We start from the raw sequence: 19789 nt of genomic DNA, 5'->3' as shown, positions 1-19789 counted from the left end.
AGCCCACCGTGTGACGGCGACGATAGGAATGGACCGGTGATTGAGACGTATGCCGGTGACACGATCCCGGTTTTCTTCCTCTCGGACAGCACCGGGATCAGCGCGGAGACCATGGGCAACGCCCTGCTCCTGCACTTTCCCGACCACCGGTTCGAGCGGACAGTGATCCCGTTCATCACCACGCCCGACGACGCCCGCGAGGTCGTGCGCAGGATCGACGCCACGATGGACCGCGGCATGACACCCCTGGTGTTCGTCACGGCCGCGCTCGATGACGTCCGTCACGAATTGCAGCGGACCCGCGCACCTGTGATCGATTTCTTCGACATGCACATGCAGCAGGTCGAGTCCATCCTCGGCACCCGGGGCGCCCGGACCCCCGCGCGCCTGCACGGCGTGGGCGATGTCAAGCGCTACAACGCGCGTATGCAGGCCGTCGAGTACGCGATCGAACACGACGACGGCCAAAGTGTCCGCACGCTGGACAAGGCCGACGTGATCCTGGTTGCGCCGTCGCGCTGCGGCAAGACCCCGACGACCATGTACCTCGCACTGCAACACGGACTTCGTGTCGCGAACTACCCTCTGGTCGACGAGGATCTGGTGAGCACCGACCTGCCACGCCCCATCCTGCATCTGCAGGACCGCTGTTTCGGGATAATCACCACCGCGGCTCGTCTCTGCGCGGTCCGGACGGAACGTCGCCCAGACTCGACGTACGCGTCGCTGCGCCAGTGCGCTTACGAACTCAAGCGGGCGGAGGAGCTGTACCGCACGCACGACCTGCCCGTTATCGACTCGTCGGCCAAATCCGTCGAAGAAATGTCCACACTCATCCTGCAAGTGCTCGCACGCAGGGCCCACCGTCACGATTCAGGAGCCCGTCCATGAACAGCAACGTCCGATGGTTCGCCGACCTCGGCCTCGCCGATCTCGAGCAGGTCGGCGGCAAGAACGCGTCTCTGGGCGAGATGGTCCGCAACCTGACCAACGTCGGGGTCCGGGTCCCCAACGGCTTCGCGACGACCGCCGACGCGTTCCGCCGATTCGTGAATCAACCGAGCGCTGCGGGCACCGTCCTGGCCGAGAAGATCAGTGCGCGGCTCGCCGACCTCGACACCGACGACGTCCAGGCGCTGGCCGAGGCGGGCCGCGAGATCCGCGCGGCGGTCATGAAGCAGCCGTTCCCGACCGATCTCGAGGCCGACATCCGGACGGCGTACGCGGAGCTGTCGGGCGGATCGGACGACGCGTCGTTCGCCGTGCGGTCCAGCGCGACCGCCGAGGACCTTCCGGACGCGTCCTTCGCCGGACAGCAGGAGACCTTCCTCAACGTGCGCGGCATCGACGCGATCCTGCAGGCGATGCACGAGGTGTTCGCATCGCTGTACAACGATCGCGCCATCGCGTATCGGGTGCACCACAAGTTCGACCACGACGCCGTCGCTCTGTCCGCGGGCGTGCAGAAGATGGTGCGCTCCGACATCGGCACGTCCGGGGTCGTGTTCACCATCGACACAGAGTCGGGCTTCGCCGACGCTGTGTTCGTGACCTCCTCGTACGGCCTGGGTGAGGCCGTCGTCCAGGGTGCGGTGAACCCCGACGAGTTCTACGTGTACAAGCCTGCCCTGCGCGCGGGCCGTCCTGCGGTTCTCAAGCGCGGCGTCGGATCGAAAGCGACCAAGATGGTTTACACCGCCGACCGCTCGGTCGGCCGGACGACGGAGTTCGTCGACGTCGAGCCCGTGGATCGACGACTGCTGAGCCTCACCGACGCGGAGGTCGAGGCGCTCGCCCGCCAGGCGCTGCTGATCGAGGAGCACTACGGGCGTCCGATGGACATCGAGTGGGGCAAGGACGGCGTCGACGGCGAGCTGTACATCCTGCAGGCGCGTCCGGAGACCGTGCAGTCGCGGGCCGCGGTGACCGGCCAGCAGCGGTACCGGCTCAACGAGACCGGCACGGTCCTCGTCGAAGGCCGGGCGATCGGCGCCCGCATCGGAGCCGGCGCCGTCCGGGTGCTCGAATCGGTGGAACAGATGCACGAGTTCCAGGCCGGTGAGGTGCTCGTCGCGGACATGACCGACCCCGACTGGGAGCCGATCATGAAGCGCGCCGGCGCCATCGTCACCAACCGCGGTGGTCGCACCTGTCACGCCGCGATCATCGCCCGCGAACTGGGCATTCCCGCCGTCGTCGGTACCGGTGGGGCCACGCGGTCGCTCACCGCCGGTCGCGAGGTGACGGTCTCGTGCGCGGAGGGCGACACCGGTTACGTGTACGAAGGGCTGCTCGACTTCGACGTCACCGAGTCCTCGATCGAGGCGATGCCCGAGATCAGCACCAAGATCATGATGAACGTCGGTACCCCTGAACAGGCGTTCGCATTCTCCCGCCTGCCGAACAGTGGTGTCGGACTCGCGCGCCTCGAGTTCATCATCAACCGCCAAATAGGTATCCACCCGAAGGCCCTGCTCGACTTCGACACCCTCGACGGGCCGCTGAAGGAGCAGATCGGTGAGGCGATCGCCGCCTATCCGGGCGCCCGCGAGTTCTTCGTGGACCGGGTCGCCGAGGGCGTCGCGACGATCGCGGCAGCCTTCGCGCCGCATCCGGTGATCGTGCGCATGTCGGACTTCAAGTCCAACGAGTACGCGAAGCTCGTCGGCGGCGAACTCTACGAGCCCGAGGAGGAGAACCCGATGATCGGCTACCGCGGCGCGTCGCGGTACCTGTCGAAGGACTTCGCCGACTGTTTCGCCATGGAGTGCGCCGCTCTGAAGTACGTCCGCGACGAGATGGGCCTGACCAACGTCAAGGTCATGATCCCGTTCGTCCGAACCCTCACCGAGGCCGAAGGTGTCATCTCGCTGCTGGCCTCGCACGGCCTTCGCCGCGGCGAGAACGGACTCGAGGTCATCATGATGTGCGAGGTGCCTTCGAACGCGGTCATCGCCGACGCGTTCCTGGACCACTTCGACGGGTTCTCCATCGGATCGAACGACATGACGCAGTTGACGCTCGGGCTCGACCGCGATTCCGCGCTCGTCGCAAACTCCTTCGACGAACGTGACCCCGCTGTGAAGCACATGCTCGCAGCGGCGATCTCGGCGTGCAAGGCGCGCGGCAAGTACGTGGGTATCTGCGGACAGGGGCCCAGCGACCATGTCGATCTCGCCGAATGGTTGCTCGAACAGGGCATCGAGTCCATGTCGCTGAACCCGGACACCGTCGTCGACACCTGGACACGCTTGGCCGCACTCGGCTGAACCGACCGCTCCCAACGCACTTCGCGCCGCGGAGTGCGTTGGGAGCGACGGTCCTTCAGCCGCGACGGCGGTCACTCGAGCACGAAGACCGGGATCCGTCGTTCGGTCTTGGTCTGGTACTCCGCATACGGCGGAAAAGCGGCCACCGCCAGCTCCCACCAGTGCTCGCGCTCGGCGCCGTCGATCTCACGCGCGGTGAGGTCGCGAACCGTCGCCCCGTCCTGCACCGAGATCTGCGGGTGCGCCTTCACATTGAAGTACCACGACGGGTGGCCGGGCGCGCCGCCCTTGGACGCAACCATCGCGTACCTGCCGTCCTCCTCGACCCGCATCAACGGGACGTAGCGCTTCTTGCCGGACTTCGCCCCGGTGGTGGTGAACAGGACGATCGGACGGTCCAACACCTGGACGCCGTCGGTCGTACCCTGTTCCAGGATCTTCTCGGTCTGGTCACGTACCCACCCCTCGGGGCTGAGTTCTGGCTGATCGCTCATACTCATCGCCAACGCCTCCGAGGCGCTCGTCATTCCACGGTGCGCGAAAACCCTCGACGAACCCGTGCCGGCGTCAATCGGGATGGTGGTAGCCGGCGTCACGGCGTGACGAACGTCTTCTCCAGTGCCCGGCGCAGTTCCGACTTGCTGATCTTGCCGACACCCGTGACCGGGAACTCGTCGACGAACACCACCTTGTCGGGCACCTTGTAGTCGGCGAGTCCGCGGCCGCGGACGAACTTCTTGAGTTCGACGGCGTTCGGCTGCTCACCCTGGACGACGACGAACGCGCAACTGCGTTCGCCGAGGTACCGGTCGGGCATCGAGACGACCGCGACGTCGGCGACGGCGGGGTGCGCGAGCAGGTGGTTCTCGACCTCTTCCGCGGCCACCTTCTCGCCGCCGCGGTTGATCTGGTCCTTCGCACGGCCCTCGACGACGAGATAGCCGTCGTCGGTGAGCCGGACGATGTCGCCGGTGCGGTAGAACCCGTCTTCGGTGAACGCCGTCGAATTGTGTTCGGGGGCGCGGTAGTACCCGCGGATGGTGTAGGGGCCGCGGGTGAGCAGATGACCGGACGTGCCGCTCGGGACGGGTTGGTCGTGGTCGTCGACGACCCGCACCTCGTCGTCGGGGCTGATCGGCCTGCCCTGGGTGGTGACGATCGTGTCTTCCGGGTCGTCGAGCCGGGTGTAGTTGACCAGGCCCTCGGCCATCCCGAACACCTGCTGCAGAGTGCACCCGAGTTCGGGGCGCACGCGCTTGGCGGCCTCGGCGCTGAACTTGGCGCCGCCGACCTGCAGCACCTCGAGGCTCGAGATGTTCCGATCCGTGCGGGCGGCGGCGGACAGCCACGCCAACGCGAGCGGCGGCACCAGCGACGCGATCGTGACGCCCTCCCGCTCGATGAGCGCGAACGCGGTGTCGGGACTCGGATCCGGGGCGAGCACCACGCGGCCACCGGCGTGCAGCACGCCGAGGATGCCCGGGGAGCTCATCGGGAAGTTGTGCGCCGCAGGGAGAACGACCAGCATGCAGGTGTTCTCGTCGATGCCGCAGATGCGGTCCGACTCGCGCACCGAGTACAGGTAGTCGGTGTGGGTGCGCGGGATCAGCTTCGACACCCCGGTGGTTCCGCCCGAGAGCTGCAGGAACGCCACGGATTCCGGACCCGCCGCCGGCTCGTCCGCGATCGGTTCCGCCGTCCTCAGTTCGTCGAGGGAGGTGAACTCCTCCGCGTCCCCGGCCACGAAGACTCTCGGCGCGTTCTCCGCGGACGCCACCACGTCGCGGGCGAGCGCGCGGTAGTCGAAGCCGGCGTGCGTGTCGGTGACGACGTAGGCCGCGGCGTCGGCGAAACTGCAGAAGTAGGAGATCTCCAGGGAGCGGTGCGCGGGCAACGCGAACACCGGCAGCGCCCCGAGCCGGAACACCGCGAAGATCACCTCGACGTACTCGACGATGTTCGGCAGTTGCACCACCACCCGGTCGCCAGGTTGCACCCCCGACGACTGCAGCCCGGCGGCGAGCCGGTCGGCGCGGTCGGACAGTTTCCGGTAGGTGAGGGCGCGATCGGTCCCGGACGCGTCCGGTCCGGTCACGGCGATCGCGTCCCCGAATCGCTCGGCGCGGGCGCCCAGGAACTGCTGGAACGTCTCGTCCGTCCAGTACCCGGCGGCACGGTAGCGTGCGACGAGTTCGGCGGGATAGCCGGTGGTGGTCTCCAGGGGAGCGCGAACGCTCGTGGTCATCGAAAGTCCTTTCACGGGCATGGCTGTTCGGGGCCGTCAGGCTTGGAGGGTGGCGCCGCCGTCGACGTAGAGCGCCTGCATGGTGATGTGCCGCGCCCGGTCCGACAGGAGGAACTCGACGGAGTCGGCGATGTCGGCGGCGTCGGCGATGCGGCCCAGCGGGATGCCGACCTTGAACGAGCCCGGGTCGCCGTCGATCGCGCCGCGCGCCCCGTTGTCGTCGGCGGGGTCCGACCACAGCGACCGCTGCATCGCGGTGTCCGTCGAGCCGGGGGCGACGATGTTGGCGCGGATCCCGTATTCGGCGAGTTCGAGGCCGAGCACCCGGACGATCATCGCGACGGCGGCCTTGGACGCGCCGTACGCGCCCATCCCGGTGCGGGGGACGCCGGCGGCGTTGGAACCGACCACGACGATGGATCCGGCTGAGCGGTCACGCATTCCGGTGCCGACGGCCCGCAGGACGTTGACGAGGCCGGTGACGTTGACGTCGAACACGCGCTGCCAGCTCGCGGGATCGGCGTCGAGCACCGACCCGGTCTCGAGGATCCCGGCCACGTGCGCGAGGGCGGTGACGGGGCCGTGCTCGTCCTCGATCCGGCGGACCGTGTCCGTGACGGCGTCGGTGTCGCGGATGTCGATGACGGCGGTGCCGAGCGGAGGGGTGTCGAGCAGTGCGGCGGTGGCGGCGAGGCCGTCGGCGTCACGATCGAGCAGTACCAGGCGGTGGCCGGACCGCGACAGGGTGACGGCGGTGGCCCGCCCGATGCCCTGCGCCGCCCCGACGACGAGTGTCGTGCCGCTCATCGGGGAAGTCCCAGTGCCGTGAGGACGGTGCCCAGTTTCTTTGTGGTCTCGGCGAGTTCGTCGTCCGGTTCGGAGGCGGCGACGATGCCCCCGCCCGCGTACGCCGTGACGGTGGTGCCGTCGGCGTCGATCTGCGCGCACCGGATGGTTACCATCCATTCGCCGTCACCGTCGGCGTCGGCCCATCCCACGGCGCCGGCGTAGAAGCCGCGGTCGCCCTCGAGTTCGCCGATCAGCGCACGCGCGGCGTCGGTGGGGGTTCCGCACACGGCCGGTGTCGGGTGCACGGCAACGGCGAGGTCCAGTGCGGTCACCGAACGGTCCCGTAGCCGTCCCGTTACGGGTGTGCCGAGGTGCCACAGTTGCGGGGTGCTGGTGAGGGTGGGCCGGTCGGGGATGTCGAGTTCGGTGCAGAACGGTTCGAGGCTCGCGCGCAGCGCGTCGACGACGAGGGCGTGCTCGTGCAGGTTCTTCTCCGAGGCGGCGAGGTTCTTCGCTGTCTGCCGGTCGATCTCGGGGTCGGTGTGCCGGGGAGCCGAGCCGGCGAGAGGATGGCAGGTCACGGTGTCGCCGCGGCGGCGGATGAGGACCTCCGGGCTCGAGCCGACGAGGTGCCGTCCCGACCAGCCGGGGCCCGCGGCGCTCAGATCGACGCTGAAGCCGTTGCCGCCGAGGTCGTTCGCGACGAGTCTTGCGAGCAGCGTGTGCGGGTGCAGCGGTTCTTCGGCGTGCAGGACGACCGATCGGGCGAGCACCACCTTGTGCAGTGCGGCCTCCGGTTCGCGCAGCACGTGGATCGCGGCGGCGACGCGGGCGAAGTGCTCGTCCTCCGGCGGTACCGACGCTCCGGCGCGCACGTGCGGAAGTGTCTGCAGGCGAGGAGTCCAGCTGCCCGGGTGATGTCGCAATGTGTGCGGTGCGACGAGTGCGGCGGGATGCGACGGGTCGAAGGCGAGCGCGCCGGCCACCGAGGTGACGGTGCCGCTCTTCAAGGCGGCGGCGGCGTCGCGGGCGGAGTCGAATCCGGTGCGGATGCCGTCGGCGATCACGGTGCCGTGCGGGCGGGAGAGGACGAACGGCGCGCCCGGCGGAAGATCCGCCGAAGTCTCTGCGGACCCGGCAACGGCCGTCGACTGCATGTGCGATCACCTTTCGTAGTGGACAACTGCGGCGCGCGTCGCGACGCGCGCCGTCACACCTCGACCATATACGGTTAGCCTAACCTTTGGCGGCTCACCTTCTCGGCCGGCGGTCCGAGACCGGGACGTATTTGCCTGCAGTCCAGCGGTTTCGATCCTCCATGCGCGGGTGCGATTCGACCCGCGACCGGATCGGAGTTCTGCACGTCAGGGACTGGCCTACCATCGCATGCACACGTGGCGTCGTCGGGGACGTCGTCCGTGACGCAAAGGCATGGAGGGCAGGGTTCTGCAATGACCGAACGCAGGTTCTCGCTCGATCAGCGGATCGTCGCCGCCCTCCAGGTCGACGGGCGGTGCTCGTGGAGCCGGATCGCCCAGGCGCTCGGCGAACCCGAGCGGAACGTCACCCGGCACGGCATCGCGCTCCTCGAGTCCGGCCGGGTGGCCGTCACCGCCGTCGCGAACAGCGGCGGCACCGCGATCGTCCGCCTCCAGTGCTCGCCGGGAACGGTGCGGGTGGCGGCGAGCGCCCTCGCCCAGCGCAGCGACTGCATCTTCGTGTACATCCTCACCGGCACCGCCGACTGTGTGGCCGAGATCCACGTGTCCCGGGACCGCCTCCCGAAACTCGTCATGGACGAACTGCCCGCGACGATGGGCGTCGTCCGGAGCTGGACGGACCCCGTGCTGCGGTACTTCCGCACGGTCCGCGAATGGGAGGCCGGGGTGCTGAGCCCGGCCGAGAAGGAATCGATCGGCGGGGTCGCGCCTCCGGCGTCGTTCCTCACCGATCTGGAACGCGGAACACGGGATCCCATCGACCGCACCATCATCCGCGAACTCATGCAGAACGGTCGGGTGGGCACCACGGCGCTCGCCCGGACCGCGGGGGTGTCCGAGGCGACGGCCCGGCGGCGCGTCCAGTCGCTGCTCACCGAGGGGGCGATCAGTCTCCGGGTGGTGGTGGATCCGGCGCTGTTCGGGCTGCGGGCCGAGGCGATGCTGTTCATCAAGACTCAGCGCAACCGGATCGAACCGCTGGTGCGGGGGATGCTCGAGATGCCCTACGTGCGGTACGCCGCGGGCACGGCGGGCGAGTACCAGGTGGTCGCCAACATCGCCGCACCCGACGAGTCGGTGCTCTACGACTACATCACCACCGCCCCGTGGGTGGCGGACGCGCTGGCGCTGGAAACCAACATGGTGGTGCAGGCGGTCAAGCGCAGCGGCAGGGTGATGTGACGGATTTCGACATCGGACGGCCCCTCCGACGCGTCTGATTGCGATCTCCGACAGCTCAGTGGCCGATTTCGCCGAACCTCCCTCAGCGGTTGAGTGCTGTGATCCGCACCACGCATGCTTCCTCTACTCCCCTGGATGGAAGAAGGAACAGCATGCAACGAGACGCCATTCTCGGGGCGATCGAGGATTCGCCGCAGCGCCGCTGGCTGCTGCTCGTCCCGGTCGCCCCGGTGCTCGCACTCGTCACCGCCGTGTGGCTGCCGTTTGTGAACACGGCCGATCTGTGGCTGGGCATGCCCCGGCTGCTCGTCTGGTGCTCGGCGTGGGTGCTCCTGCTGCTGCCCGCGCTGGCGGCGGTGGAGTTCGGCCTCGTCCGGCCGTTCGAGGACGGCCTCCGCCTCGAGGAAGCGAGCCTCCGATGACGAACTCTGCTCTGTGGATCACCCTGGCAGGCATGATCGGTCTCGCCGTGATCGCCGTCGGCGGACACCGCAAACGCGCTCAGAGCCTGAGCGAGTGGACGGTCGGCAAACGGAACTTCGGTGTGGTCACCAGTTTCTTCCTGCAGGCCGGTGAATCGTTCACCACGTTCACGTTCCTCGGCGTCGCCGGTATCGCGTTCACCGCGGGCATCGGCGCCACCTACGCGATCCCGTACATCCCGCTCGGCTACGTGGCCCTGTACTTCATCGGACCGCGGATCTGGAAGCTCAGCAAGGATCGCGGCTACATCACCCAGGCCGACTTCTTCGCGGACCGCTACCGCAGCCCGCTCCTCGGACGGCTGGTCGCGTTGTGCGGCATCATCTTCCTGCTGCCGTACCTGCAGTTGCAGATCACCGGCCTCGGCCTCATCGTCCGCCTCGTCACGGGCAGCGCGAGTTCGGGCACGCTCAGCATGATCGTCGCGACCGTCCTCGTCGTCGGGTTCGTGCTGTGGGCGGGCATTCACGGTCTGGCGCGCACCGCCTACGTCAAGGACGTCCTGATCCTTCTCGCCGTCGTGGTGCTGTCCATCGTGATCCCGCTGCACTTCGCCGGTGGCATCGGCGACGTGTTCGGCCAGATCGCGCAGACCCACAGCGAGATGCTGACCGTGAATCCCGGCGACTACGACAAGGTCTGGTGGACCACCAGCCTGTTGATCTCCGCGATCGGCTGCGGCTTCCTCACCACCCCGCACCTGTGGCCGCCGCTGCTGGCCGCGAAGAACGGTCGAGTGATCCGCTCCAACAACACTTTTCTGCCGATGTACCAGGTCGTCATGATCCTCCCGATCATGCTGGGTTTCGTCGGGATCCTCGCACTGAACCCGAACACCAGCAGCAACGCCGTCCTGCTCACGCTGGCCGGGGGAGCGCTGCCGAACTGGGCGCTCGGACTGATCGCGATCGCCGCCGCGTCCGCCGCGATGCTGCCCGCCGGCGCCATCTGCATCGGCATCTCCACCCTGGCGTCGCACAACCTGGTGAAGATCGAGAGCGAGCGCACGAAACTCCGGTTCAACCACCTCGTCGTGATCGCCGCTGCCACCGTGGCTCTGGTGCTCGGCCTGACCCGCCCCGACCTGCTGGCCAACCTGCTGCTGCTCACGTTCGGCGGTCTCAGCCAACTCGCCCCCGGCCTGGCGCTCGCACTGCCCGAGAAGCCGTTGCTCGCCAAGCAATCCGTGTTCGCCGGTCTGCTCGTGGGAATGCTCACCGTCATCGTGATGACCGTTTTCGACCTCGACCTCGCCAACATCGACGCGGGCATCTGCGGCCTGGTCCTCAACCTCGCGGTGATCGCCGCGGTCGAGACCGTGGTCCGCGCCACCCGTCCCCGCACCCCGACCCCCGCGCCGTCGGAAGTCCGTCCGGCCACCGCCCCGATCCTGGAGACCTCGAAATGACCATCGACCATTACTCGACCGCGCGCGAGATGCTCACCGCACTCCGCAGCAAGGACATCTCGGCCCGCGAACTGCTCGCCCTGCACACGGACCGGATCGCGCACGTGAATCCGACGGTCAACGCGCTCGTCAGCCTCGACCTGGACCGCGCGCACGCCACCGCCGCCGCCGCCGACGCGCAGACGGCCGCCGGCGACCCGGTGGGTCCGCTGCACGGACTGCCGTTCGCGTTCAAGGACACTCACGACGTCGCCGGTTTCCCCACGATCGCCGGTTCGCCGCTGCTCATCGACAACGTGCCCGAGACCAGTGAGCTGATCGCCGAACGCGTCACCGCGGCCGGCGCCGTCACGATCGGCAAGACCAACGTTCCCGAGTTCGCCGCCGGATCGCACACGTTCAACTCCGTCTTCGGGACCACCACCAACCCGTACGACCCCACCAGGAGTGCGGGCGGCTCGAGCGGCGGCGCCGCATCCGCACTGGGCGCGGGACTGATTCCGCTCGCCGACGGCAGCGACATGGGCGGCTCGCTGCGCAACCCCGCGTCGTTCTGCAACGTCGTCGGGCTGCGCCCCACACCCGGCCGCGTGCCGTGCTGGCCCAACAGCGCGCCCTGGGACGCACTGGTGACGCAGGGGCCGATGGCCCGCAACGTCGACGACCTGGAACTGCTGCTGTCGGTGATCTCCGGACCCGACGCGCGGATCCGCAGTTCGCTCAGCGCGGATGCGCTCGCGCCCCGGCTCGGTGTCACCGGCCTGCAGGGTCTGCGTGTCGCGGTGTCCGCGGATCTGAACGGCCTCTTCCCGCTGGATGCGCCGGTCCGCGAGATCCACGACCGCCAGTCGTCGATCTTCGCCGCTGCGGGTGCGGTGGTGGCCGAGGACGCACCGGCGATTCCCGACGCCGAGTGGGTGTTCCGTACCCTGCGGGCGTGGCGGTTCAAGATCGACCTCGGTGCGCAGGCGGACGCCACCCCCGACATGTTGAAGCCGTCGCTGCTCGACAACATCCGGCAGGCCGACCGGCTCTCCGCCGACGACATCGCGAAAGCCATGGTGGCGCAGGCGGAGATTCAGGCTCGCGCCGTCGAATTCTTCTCCCGCCACGACGTCCTGGTGATGCCCGTGTCCCAGGTGCTGCCGTTCGACGCCGAACTCGAGTACCCGGCGGCGGTCGACGGCCGCCGCTGCGACGACTACCTCGACTGGATGACGTCGGCGCTGACCGTGACGGTGCTCGGGTGCCCCGCGATCTCGGTCCCCGCCGGGTTCAGCGCCGAGGGTCTGCCGGTCGGCGTGCAGATCGTCGCCGCCCCGGGCAACGACCTGTTCCTGCTCGACGTGGCCCGGGCCTACGAGCAGCTCAACCCGGTCGGAGCCGTTCGCCCGCACCTGCTCGACGGGGCCACGCGGGTCTAGCTCGTGGGCGCAGGCCGCGATGACCGGCCGGGGAGCTCCGGTCATCGCCGCGTGGCCTGCGCCGATCATCGCCGCGTGGCGTGCGCGGGGTCGAGGCGTTCGTGTTCGATGCGGACCGCGTCCGGATCGCCGTGGCCGGGGTGCTTGTCGCGGGGTTCCTGCTCCAGCACCTCCAGGTCGAAGTCGTTCTCGACCTCACCCTCGGGTGCGGGAAGGACCTCGCCGGCGAAGACGCGGCGGGCGCGATCGACGTCGAGTTCGTGGTTCCATTTGGCGACGAACAGGGTGGCGACGGCGTTGCCGACGAAGTTCACCAGGGCGCGGCATTCGGACATGAACTTGTCGATGCCGAAGATGAGCATGATGCCGGCCGCGGGAATGGTGCCGAGCGTGCTCAACGTGGCTGTCAGGGCGATGAATCCGCCGCCGGCGACACCCGCGGCGCCCTTCGAGGTCAGCAGCATGACCCCGAGCAGGCCGAGTTGCTGAGGGATCGACAGGTCCGTGTTGGTGGCCTGCGCGATGTACAGCGCGGCGAGCGAGAGGTAGATGGCGGCGCCGTCGAGGTTGAAACTGTAGCCGGTGGGCACGACCAGACCGACCGTGGGCTTCTTCACTCCGGCGTACTCCAGTTTGCGCATCAGGCCGGGCAGTGCGGGCTCGGCGGTGGACGTGCCGAGGATGAGCAGGAGTTCTTCCTTGAAGAAGCCGAGCATGCGGAAGATGTTGAGCCGCAGGTACGCCATGACCGAGCCGAGGACCACGACGACGAAGAACGCGGAGGTGGCGTAGAACAGCAGGATCAGGCTGCCGAGGCTGGTCAGGGTGGAGACACCGTACTTGCCGATGGCGAAGGCCATGGCGCCGAACGCGCCGAGCGGTGCGAGTTTCATGATGAAGCTCAGGACCTTGAACACCACTGCGGTGAGCCGTTCGACGGCGTCCCGGATCGGCGCGGCGATCTGCCCCACCGCATTGATGGCGACACCGAAGATGACGGCGAGGAAGATGACCTGCAGGATGTCACCCTCGACAAACGGGCCGAACACGCTGTCCGGGACCAGGTGGGTGATGAACTCCCACCACTCCTTCTCCTCGCCTGCCTTGATGAGTTTGCTTGCGGATTCAGTGGTTTCGAGGGAGGACGCGTCGGCATTCACCCCGTCCCCGAGGCGGAAGAGGTTGATCGCGACGAGTCCGGTCAGCAGCGCGAGGATCGTTCCGACCTGGAAGTAGGTCAGTGCCTTGATTCCGGTCAGCCCGACCTTCTTCAGGTCCGCGACGCTCGCGATGCCGCCGACGATCGTCAGGAACACGATCGGGCAGATCAGCATCTTCATCGCGGTGATGAAGGTGGTGCCGATCGGTTCCATCGCCTCGCCGGTGTCGGGCCAGAGCCACCCGACCAGGATGCCGAGCACGATCGCGATCAGGACCCAGAAGTACAGTTGCCTGTACCAGGGTTTCTTCACCGTCGCCGGTGGGTAACTCGCTGCGCTGCTGAGTGTTTCCATGACATTCACCTCGGGTGAGAGTGTTCAGGTATGAAGACGGGGTGGCCGAGAGTTACCGGCCGTTCGAGCAGTGACGGCCCGACCCGGCAGATTCTGCCGAGTCGGGCCGGCGGTATGTGGGACGGTCAGGCAGGGGTCAGTGCGGTCTGCAGGGCGTGCACGATCGCTTCGGTGACGGCCGCGGTGTCCGAGGTGCCGCCGATGTCGCGGGTCAGGGCGCCGCTCGCGGTGGCGGCCTCGATGGCGGCTTCGACGCGGCGGGCCTCGTCGTGCAGTCCGAAGTGGTCGAGCATGAGGGCGGCGCTGGCGATCGCGCCGATCGGGTTGCTGATGCCCTGGCCGGCGATGTCGGGGGCGGAACCGTGGACGGGTTCGAACATGCTGGGGAAGCGCCGCTCCGGGTTGAGGTTCGCGCTCGCCGCGACCCCGAGGCTTCCCGCCAGCGCGGAGCCGAGGTCGGAGAGGATGTCGGCGTTGAGGTTCGACGCCACCACCACGGACAGATCCTCCGGGTGCAGGATGAACTTCGCGCTCATCGCGTCGACGAGGACGCTTTCGGTCGCGACATCCGGGTAGTCGAGGGCGACGCGCTTGAAGACGTCGTCCCACAGGACCATGCCGTACTGCTGGGCGTTGGACTTGGTGACGCTGGAGACCTTCTTCACCGTGCGGGTGCGGGCCAGGTCGAACGCGAAGCGCATGATGCGCTCGCATCCCTTCTCGGTGAACAGCGCGGTCTGCAGGGCGACCTCGTTGCCCGGTCCGCGGCCGCTGAGGTTACGCCCGCCGAGGCCGGCGTATTCGCCTTCGCTGTTTTCCCGGACGACGACCCAGTCGAGTTCGGTGTCGTCCGCCTTGCGCAGCGGCGATTGCACGCCGGGGAGGAATTTCACCGGTCGCACGTTCGCCCACTGGTCGAAGTTCTGGGTGATGTTGAGTCGCAGCCCCCAGAGGCTGATGTGGTCGGGGACGTTCTCCCAGCCGACTGCACCGAAGTAGATGGCGTCGAAGGCCTTCAGGGTGTCGAGGCCGTCGTCGGCCATCATCTTCCCGGTCTGTTCGTAGTACCCGCAGCCCCAGGGGAATTCTTCCCACTCGAAGGCGAAACGCCCACCGGATTGTTCTGCGAGGACGTCGAGCACGCGCCGTCCGGCAGCGACGACCTCCGTGCCGACGCCGTCGGCGGGGATCGATGCAATCTTGAACGTCTGCGGTGCCATGTCAGTGCCTCCATCGTGTTGTGTTCGTCACATTGTGTGATGCATCCATTAACCCGTCACACTCGCGTAGCGTCCATGACCAAGAAGTGATTCGTCTTATAGGTTTCACCTAATCGGCGGGTGTTTCCGCAGGTAGAGTGAGTGCCCCGGGCAGTGGTCCGTCGCGAGGTGAACGAAAACGAGGTGAGCAGATGGACGCACGGCAGTTGCGGTACTTCCTGGCGGTGGTCGATCAGGGAGGCATCAACCGCGCGGCTGAGACACTGCTGATCGCGCAGCCCTCGCTGTCGCAGTCGATATCCGCGCTCGAACGGGAACTCGGGGTGCCGCTGTTCCACCGCGTCGGCCGCAGGCTGGTACTCAGCGACGCGGGCGAAACACTCGTCGGCCCGGCCCGGGTGGTGCTGCGCGACCTCGAGGACGCGAAGGCGTCCGTCGATGCGCTGAAGGGGCTGCGCGCCGGCCGCGTCGACCTGATCACGATGCCGTCCCCCGGGATCGAACCCCTCACCACGATCCTCACCAGCTTCAGTTGCACCTACCCGTCGGTCACCGTCAACGCCGAGGCGGCGTTCACACCCGAGGAGGTTCTGCACGCCGTCCGCACCGGCGTCTGCGAGGTCGGGATCCTCGGTTCCCCCGCCGCGGTCCGTGCCCCCGAACTCGACGTCGTCGCGCTGGAAAGCCAGCCGCTGATCCTCATCTCCGGGCCGGGCGCCGAAACGCCGGAGCGCCCGGAGATTCGGAGATCGGAACTGTCCGGATTCCGGTTGATCGTGTCGCAGCGGGGGTCATTGATGCGGACCCTCGTCGACGAGGTGCTCGCCAGCGGCGTCGCGGCCACCATCGTCGCCGAGGTCGCGCACCGCACCTCGATCCTGCCGATGGTGCTCAGCGGATTCGGCCAGGCCGTCATGCCGTCGTCCTGGGCGCCGTCGGCCCGGCAGGCCGGTGCCACCGTGCACCGCATCGTCCCCGAGTCCTACCTCCACGTCGCTGCCGTCTGCCGGCAGACCCACCTCACGCCACCCGCGCGGACGCTCATGGACGAGGCGCGCAAGTACGCGGCGCGGACACCCTCTGCGTGGGAAGTGCCCGCGACGGAGAGCACTCGTGATGGATACTGAGGAGGGACGCCCGGAAATGGCGAGGTGGTGGCAATGGCACTCCACGAGAGGGACTCGGCAGAATCTTCGGATCCTGCGAGCGGGCGCCGACGTTGGCTGGCCCGGGCCGCCTTCCTGGCGATCTTCGCCTCGGTCGCCGTGCTCCTGGTGTTCGCCGGGTTGCACACCCTGACGCTGCTGATCGTGGCCGTCGGTGCTGCGGTGGTGGAGGTCGCGGCGTTGTTCTGGTTCCTCACGACCCGGGGCGCGGTCCGCTGGATATCGCTGGTCGTGCTGATTCTGACGCCGATCGTCGTGCTCTGGCTTCTCGTCAGCGCCCGTCTGCTGTGGGTGGTGCTGCTCGCCGTGGCGCTCGCCGCACTCGCCGTCTTCTGCGCCCGCGCCGCCCTCGGCCGGGATCGCTCGGACTGGGTGATGCCCGAGCATCCGGCCGTCCCGCCGAAACGTGCCTTCCTGGTGATGAATCCGCATTCGGGTGGCGGGAAGGTCGGGAAGTTCGACTTGAAGAAACGGGCCGAGGCACTCGGTGCCGAGGTGGCTCTGCTCGAAGGACCGGGGACGGTCGACGTCCAAGCGCTGGCCAGGGACGCCGTGGCACGCGGCGCCGACCTGCTCGGTGTGGCAGGCGGCGACGGCACGCAGGCGTTGGTCGCCGGCATCGCCGCCGAGCACGATCTGCCGTTCCTGGTGGTCAGTGCGGGCACCCGCAACCACTTCGCGTTGGATCTCGGACTGGACCTCGAGGATCCGTCCCGCTGCCTCGACGCGCTGACGGACGGAATCGAACTGCGCATCGACCTCGGCAAGGTCGGCGAACGGACCTTCGTCAACAACGCGTCCTTCGGTGCATACGCCGAGGTGGTGCAGAGCCCCGCCTACCGGGACGACAAGACCGGCACGACCCTGCGGATGCTCCCCGACCTGATCGAGGGGCAGCGCGGGGCACGTCTGCTCGCTCGTTTCGGCGACAGGACAGTGGAGGGACCCCAAGCCGTCCTGGTGAGCAACGGGCCGTACGAGATCCACGATCTGGCCGGTCTCGGACGCAGGCCGCGACTCGACCGCGGCACCCTCGGCGTGGTGGCGATCTCGGTGAGCAGCACCCGGCAGGCCGTGGCTCTGCTTCGTCGTGCGCGCCAGGAGGGGCTGATCCAGCATTCCGGCCGTGAGGTCGTCATCGACGCAGATGGGCCCTCGATTCCCGCCGGGATCGACGGCGAAGCCCTCGTGATCCCGACGCCGGTTCGGTGCACCGTCACTCCCGGGGCGCTGCGGGTCCGGGTCCCACGCAACCGTCCCGGTGTCCGCCCGCCGACCCGGCCGGTGGACTGGGTCCGGCTCCGCCGACTGGCATTCGGGGGCGCGAATTCTGCGTGACGCGGTACCGGTCGCCGGCGGCCGTCAGTAACCCGCGTCGAAGTCGAATTCGTTGATCAGGGCGGCATCGCCCGACAGGTAGCGTCCGAGATTCTCGACGAACAGATCGACGATCTTCCCGTTCTCCGAAGGCACGTTGGATGCGCTGTGCGGGCTGAGGATGACGTGGTCGGCCGTCCACAGCGGCGAGTCCTCCCGCAGCGGTTCGGTGGACGTGACGTCCAGGACCGCCCCGCCCAGGCGCCCCGCCGACAGCGCTTCCGTGAGAGCGTCTTCGTCGATGATCGGCCCTCGGCCGAGGTTGACGACCAGTGCGCCGTCGGGGAGGGCGGCGAGTTCGCGGCGTCCGATCAGTCCGCGCGTGTGTTCGGTGAGGGCGCAGGAGATGACGAGAATGTGGGCGGTGGGCAGGTGCTCGGCGATCCGGTCGGTGGTGGTCATGACGTCGAAGGGGCCGCCGGCGGGTCGCGGGGTGCGGGCGACGCCGGTGACGGTGACGGAGAAGCAGCGGAGCAGTTCCGCTGTGCGCGAGCCGATCTTGCCTGCGCCCACGATCAGCGCGTGCCGTCCCGCGAGTTCGGTCGTCTCCTGTTTGCGCCACGTCCGGTCGCGCCGGTCCGCGATGAGCCGGGGCAGTCCGCGCGCGAAGTGGAGGATGCCTGCGAGCGCGAACTCGGCCAACGGGTCGGCGTGGACGCCCGCGGCGGTCGTCACCGTCAGCGGGGCCTGCGACAGCCCGAACCTCTCGATCAGCTGTCCGGCGCCCGCGGACGTCGCTTGAATCCATTGCAGATTCGGCGACTGTTCGAGGGTGCGTTCGGGGTGGCGCCAATCGAAATCGAACATGATGTCGGCGGTCCGCAGCATCGACGTCCACCGGTCGTGCTCGCCGGCCGTCAGTTCGCGCGGCACCCCGACGTGATCGCTGTGCCACCGCGGCCGGGGGAGCAGTTCGGGGGCGTACGACACCCGGATCCGCGGGTCGCTGCCTGCGATCCTGTCGACCAGGTCCTGCTCGAGATACGACGCGACGAGCACGTCGACGCACGGGTCGGGCACGGTGTCTCCTTCAGTGCTGACGGTCGGACGTCGCTGTGCTCGGCTCGGCCTCCGGTGCGGTGGCGGATTTCGGCATCGCCGCCGCGGCGAGAACGAGGACGACGGCCGCGCCGACAGCGGCAACGAACACCAGGTGCAGGGCCCCGGCCAGTTCGGCCGGCGCGGGGTTGTCGTCGCCGCCGAGTCGCGCGTTGACGAGCGCGCCGAACAGGGCGACGCCCACGGCGCTGCCGATGGACCGGGCGAACATGTTGGTCGACGTGACGACGCCGCGCTCGGACCAGTCGACGCTCGACTGCGCGGCGATGAGGGTGGGGCTCGCGACGAGACCCATGCCGCCGCCGATGACGAAGCAGCAGATCGCCACCTGCCACACCGCCGACTCGATGGACAGAGTCAGGGTGAGTGCGGTGCCCGCGACGACCAGCAGGCTGCCCGCGATGGCCGTGACGCGGAAGCCGAAGCGCAGGTACACCCGACCGGACTGCGACGCGGCGATCGGCCAGCCGATGGTCAGGGTGGCCAGCGCGAACCCGGCCACGAGCGCGCCCGTCCCGAGCACGCCCTGGGTGAACGTCGGGACATAGGTGGTCAGGCCGAGGACGATGGCCCCGACCAGCAGGGAGGCGAGACTGCTGGCCGCGAGCACCCTGCGGGTGAACACCCACAGCGGCAGCACCGGTTCGGCGGCGCGTCGTTCCACGAGGACGAAGACGATGAGGAATACGAATCCCGCGGCGAAGATGCCGAGGCTGATCGGTGAACTCCACGCCCAGGCCTGCCCGCCCTCGAGGAGTCCCAGGATGAGCAGCGTCGCCCCGACGGCCAGGATTCCGGCGCCTGCGTAGTCGATGGACCGCCGGGTGCGCACCCGCTTCTCGTCGAAGTTGCGGATCAGCATCACGGCCGCGAGCAGGCACAGCGGAATGTTGACGAAGAAGATCCACCGCCACGACAGGTACTCGGAGAACAGGCCGCCGAGGGTCGGGCCGACCACCGCCGACATTCCCCAGACACTGGCCAGGTAGCCCTGGGCCTTGGCGCGTTCGGCGAGGGTGTAGATGTCGCCGGCGATGGTCATGCTCATCGGCTGAACGGCTCCGGCGCCGAGTCCCTGCACGGCGCGGAACGCGATGAGCGCGGGCATGCTCCACGCGATCCCGCACAGCACCGAGCCGACACCGAACAGGGCGATGCCGAGGAGCATCACCGGTTTCCGGCCGAAGATGTCGGCCAGTTTGCCGTAGATCGGCACCGACACGGCCTGGGTGAGCAGGTAGATCGAGAACAGCCACGGGAACTGCGTGAACCCGCCGAGATCCCCGACGATGGTGAACACCGCGGTGGAGATGATGGTTGCGTCGAGCGCGACCAGCGACGTCGTGAGCATCAGCGACACGAGAATCGGTCCGCGTTCCGAACGGAATCCGACGTCCACCTGGGCCGTGTCCGTCGCCATTAGCCACCTTTTC

16 protein-coding genes are annotated in these 19789 nt (G+C 68.3%); 8 read left to right on the top strand and 8 right to left on the bottom strand.

All coding sequences use genetic code 11. From position 1 onward, the window contains the following. Positions 1-36 precede the first annotated feature (36 nt). A complete protein-coding gene (locus tag CA951_RS15920) occupies positions 37-891 on the top strand; it encodes a pyruvate, water dikinase regulatory protein (RefSeq protein ID WP_087557739.1) in 855 nt (284 codons plus the stop codon). Continuing rightward, positions 888-3269: a phosphoenolpyruvate synthase gene (gene ppsA, locus CA951_RS15915; RefSeq protein WP_087557738.1), complete on the top strand. Its 2382-nt coding sequence runs from the start codon at positions 888-890 to the stop codon at positions 3267-3269. Before CA951_RS15920 ends, ppsA begins: the two co-directional genes overlap by 4 nt. A 71-nt stretch (positions 3270-3340) precedes the next feature. On the opposite strand, the gene CA951_RS15910 is transcribed toward ppsA, so the two are convergent. The 4 genes from CA951_RS15910 to CA951_RS15895 all read right to left on the bottom strand — a co-directional run bounded on the left by CA951_RS15910 (position 3341) and on the right by CA951_RS15895 (position 7460). Beyond that, positions 3341-3763 carry a nitroreductase family deazaflavin-dependent oxidoreductase gene (locus CA951_RS15910; protein WP_087557851.1) on the bottom strand — a complete coding sequence of 141 codons (423 nt, stop codon included), beginning with the start codon at positions 3761-3763 and terminating at the stop codon, positions 3341-3343. Between the two features lie 98 nt (positions 3764-3861). Beyond that, entirely contained in the window at positions 3862-5514 is a 1653-nt protein-coding gene (locus CA951_RS15905; RefSeq protein ID WP_087557850.1) for a (2,3-dihydroxybenzoyl)adenylate synthase, read from the bottom strand. A gap of 36 nt (positions 5515-5550) precedes the next feature. Continuing rightward, positions 5551-6321: an SDR family oxidoreductase gene (locus CA951_RS15900; RefSeq protein WP_087557737.1), complete on the bottom strand. Its 771-nt coding sequence runs from the start codon at positions 6319-6321 to the stop codon at positions 5551-5553. Beyond that, a complete protein-coding gene (locus CA951_RS15895; protein WP_087557736.1) occupies positions 6318-7460 on the bottom strand; it encodes an isochorismate synthase MenF in 1143 nt (380 codons plus the stop codon). Before CA951_RS15895 ends, CA951_RS15900 begins: the two co-directional genes overlap by 4 nt. A gap of 294 nt (positions 7461-7754) precedes the next feature. Between CA951_RS15895 and CA951_RS15890 the strand changes: the two genes are divergently transcribed. From CA951_RS15890 to CA951_RS15875, 4 genes are all read left to right on the top strand, one after another. After that, positions 7755-8705 (top strand): Lrp/AsnC family transcriptional regulator, encoded by a 951-nt coding sequence (locus CA951_RS15890; protein ID WP_087557735.1) that lies wholly within the window; start codon positions 7755-7757, stop codon positions 8703-8705. Positions 8706-8857: 152 nt separating this feature from the next. Next, complete coding sequence (locus CA951_RS15885) at positions 8858-9127, top strand: hypothetical protein (RefSeq protein ID WP_087557734.1); 270 nt, start codon at positions 8858-8860, stop codon at positions 9125-9127. Beyond that, positions 9124-10596, top strand: a complete 1473-nt coding sequence (locus CA951_RS15880) for a sodium:solute symporter (RefSeq protein WP_087557733.1) — start codon at positions 9124-9126, stop codon at positions 10594-10596. Before CA951_RS15885 ends, CA951_RS15880 begins: the two co-directional genes overlap by 4 nt. Further along, positions 10593-12020 carry an amidase family protein gene (locus tag CA951_RS15875; RefSeq protein ID WP_087557732.1) on the top strand — a complete coding sequence of 476 codons (1428 nt, stop codon included), beginning with the start codon at positions 10593-10595 and terminating at the stop codon, positions 12018-12020. Before CA951_RS15880 ends, CA951_RS15875 begins: the two co-directional genes overlap by 4 nt. Before the next feature lie 65 nt (positions 12021-12085). Here CA951_RS15875 and dctA read toward each other — a convergent pair whose 3' ends face one another. Together dctA and CA951_RS15865 are read right to left on the bottom strand one after the other, a co-directional pair. After that, positions 12086-13534 (bottom strand): C4-dicarboxylate transporter DctA, encoded by a 1449-nt coding sequence (gene dctA, locus CA951_RS15870; protein WP_087557731.1) that lies wholly within the window; start codon positions 13532-13534, stop codon positions 12086-12088. A 125-nt stretch (positions 13535-13659) separates the two neighbouring features. Next, positions 13660-14754 carry a tartrate dehydrogenase gene (locus CA951_RS15865; protein WP_087557730.1) on the bottom strand — a complete coding sequence of 365 codons (1095 nt, stop codon included), beginning with the start codon at positions 14752-14754 and terminating at the stop codon, positions 13660-13662. A 191-nt stretch (positions 14755-14945) separates the two neighbouring features. Here CA951_RS15865 and CA951_RS15860 point away from each other — a divergent pair, with 191 nt between their 5' ends. Both CA951_RS15860 and CA951_RS15855 read left to right on the top strand, forming a co-directional pair. Further along, complete coding sequence (locus CA951_RS15860) at positions 14946-15881, top strand: LysR family transcriptional regulator (RefSeq protein ID WP_087557729.1); 936 nt, start codon at positions 14946-14948, stop codon at positions 15879-15881. A 33-nt stretch (positions 15882-15914) separates the two neighbouring features. Beyond that, the gene (locus tag CA951_RS15855) at positions 15915-17258 is read left to right on the top strand and encodes a diacylglycerol kinase family protein (protein WP_087557728.1); all 1344 of its coding nucleotides are present in this window, start codon (positions 15915-15917) and stop codon (positions 17256-17258) included. Between the two features lie 24 nt (positions 17259-17282). Here CA951_RS15855 and CA951_RS15850 read toward each other — a convergent pair whose 3' ends face one another. After that, positions 17283-18317, bottom strand: a complete 1035-nt coding sequence (locus CA951_RS15850) for a D-2-hydroxyacid dehydrogenase (protein ID WP_087557727.1) — start codon at positions 18315-18317, stop codon at positions 17283-17285. Positions 18318-18327: 10 nt separating this feature from the next. Then, positions 18328-19776, bottom strand: a complete 1449-nt coding sequence (locus tag CA951_RS15845) for an MDR family MFS transporter (protein WP_087557726.1) — start codon at positions 19774-19776, stop codon at positions 18328-18330. Between the last annotated feature and the right edge of the window lie 13 nt (positions 19777-19789).

This window comes from Rhodococcus sp. NCIMB 12038 (assembly GCF_002165735.1).
Lineage (GTDB): Bacteria > Actinomycetota > Actinomycetes > Mycobacteriales > Mycobacteriaceae > Rhodococcus_F.
This window is presented reverse-complemented; position numbering and strand designations above follow the sequence as displayed.

Bases quoted from the DNA above. Each gene is read 5' to 3' on its own strand.
- ppsA (WP_087557738.1), top strand. From the start codon at position 888: ATGAACAGCAACGTCCGATGGTTCGCCGACCTCGGCCTCGCCGATCTC.
- CA951_RS15910 (WP_087557851.1), bottom strand. From the start codon at position 3,763: ATGAGCGATCAGCCAGAACTCAGCCCCGAGGGGTGGGTACGTGACCAG.
- CA951_RS15905 (WP_087557850.1), bottom strand. From the start codon at position 5,514: ATGACCACGAGCGTTCGCGCTCCCCTGGAGACCACCACCGGCTATCCC.
- CA951_RS15900 (WP_087557737.1), bottom strand. From the start codon at position 6,321: ATGAGCGGCACGACACTCGTCGTCGGGGCGGCGCAGGGCATCGGGCGG.
- CA951_RS15895 (WP_087557736.1), bottom strand. From the start codon at position 7,460: ATGCAGTCGACGGCCGTTGCCGGGTCCGCAGAGACTTCGGCGGATCTT.
- CA951_RS15890 (WP_087557735.1), top strand. From the start codon at position 7,755: ATGACCGAACGCAGGTTCTCGCTCGATCAGCGGATCGTCGCCGCCCTC.
- CA951_RS15885 (WP_087557734.1), top strand. From the start codon at position 8,858: ATGCAACGAGACGCCATTCTCGGGGCGATCGAGGATTCGCCGCAGCGC.
- CA951_RS15880 (WP_087557733.1), top strand. From the start codon at position 9,124: ATGACGAACTCTGCTCTGTGGATCACCCTGGCAGGCATGATCGGTCTC.
- CA951_RS15875 (WP_087557732.1), top strand. From the start codon at position 10,593: ATGACCATCGACCATTACTCGACCGCGCGCGAGATGCTCACCGCACTC.
- dctA (WP_087557731.1), bottom strand. From the start codon at position 13,534: ATGGAAACACTCAGCAGCGCAGCGAGTTACCCACCGGCGACGGTGAAG.
- CA951_RS15865 (WP_087557730.1), bottom strand. From the start codon at position 14,754: ATGGCACCGCAGACGTTCAAGATTGCATCGATCCCCGCCGACGGCGTC.
- CA951_RS15860 (WP_087557729.1), top strand. From the start codon at position 14,946: ATGGACGCACGGCAGTTGCGGTACTTCCTGGCGGTGGTCGATCAGGGA.
- CA951_RS15855 (WP_087557728.1), top strand. From the start codon at position 15,915: ATGGCACTCCACGAGAGGGACTCGGCAGAATCTTCGGATCCTGCGAGC.
- CA951_RS15845 (WP_087557726.1), bottom strand. From the start codon at position 19,776: ATGGCGACGGACACGGCCCAGGTGGACGTCGGATTCCGTTCGGAACGC.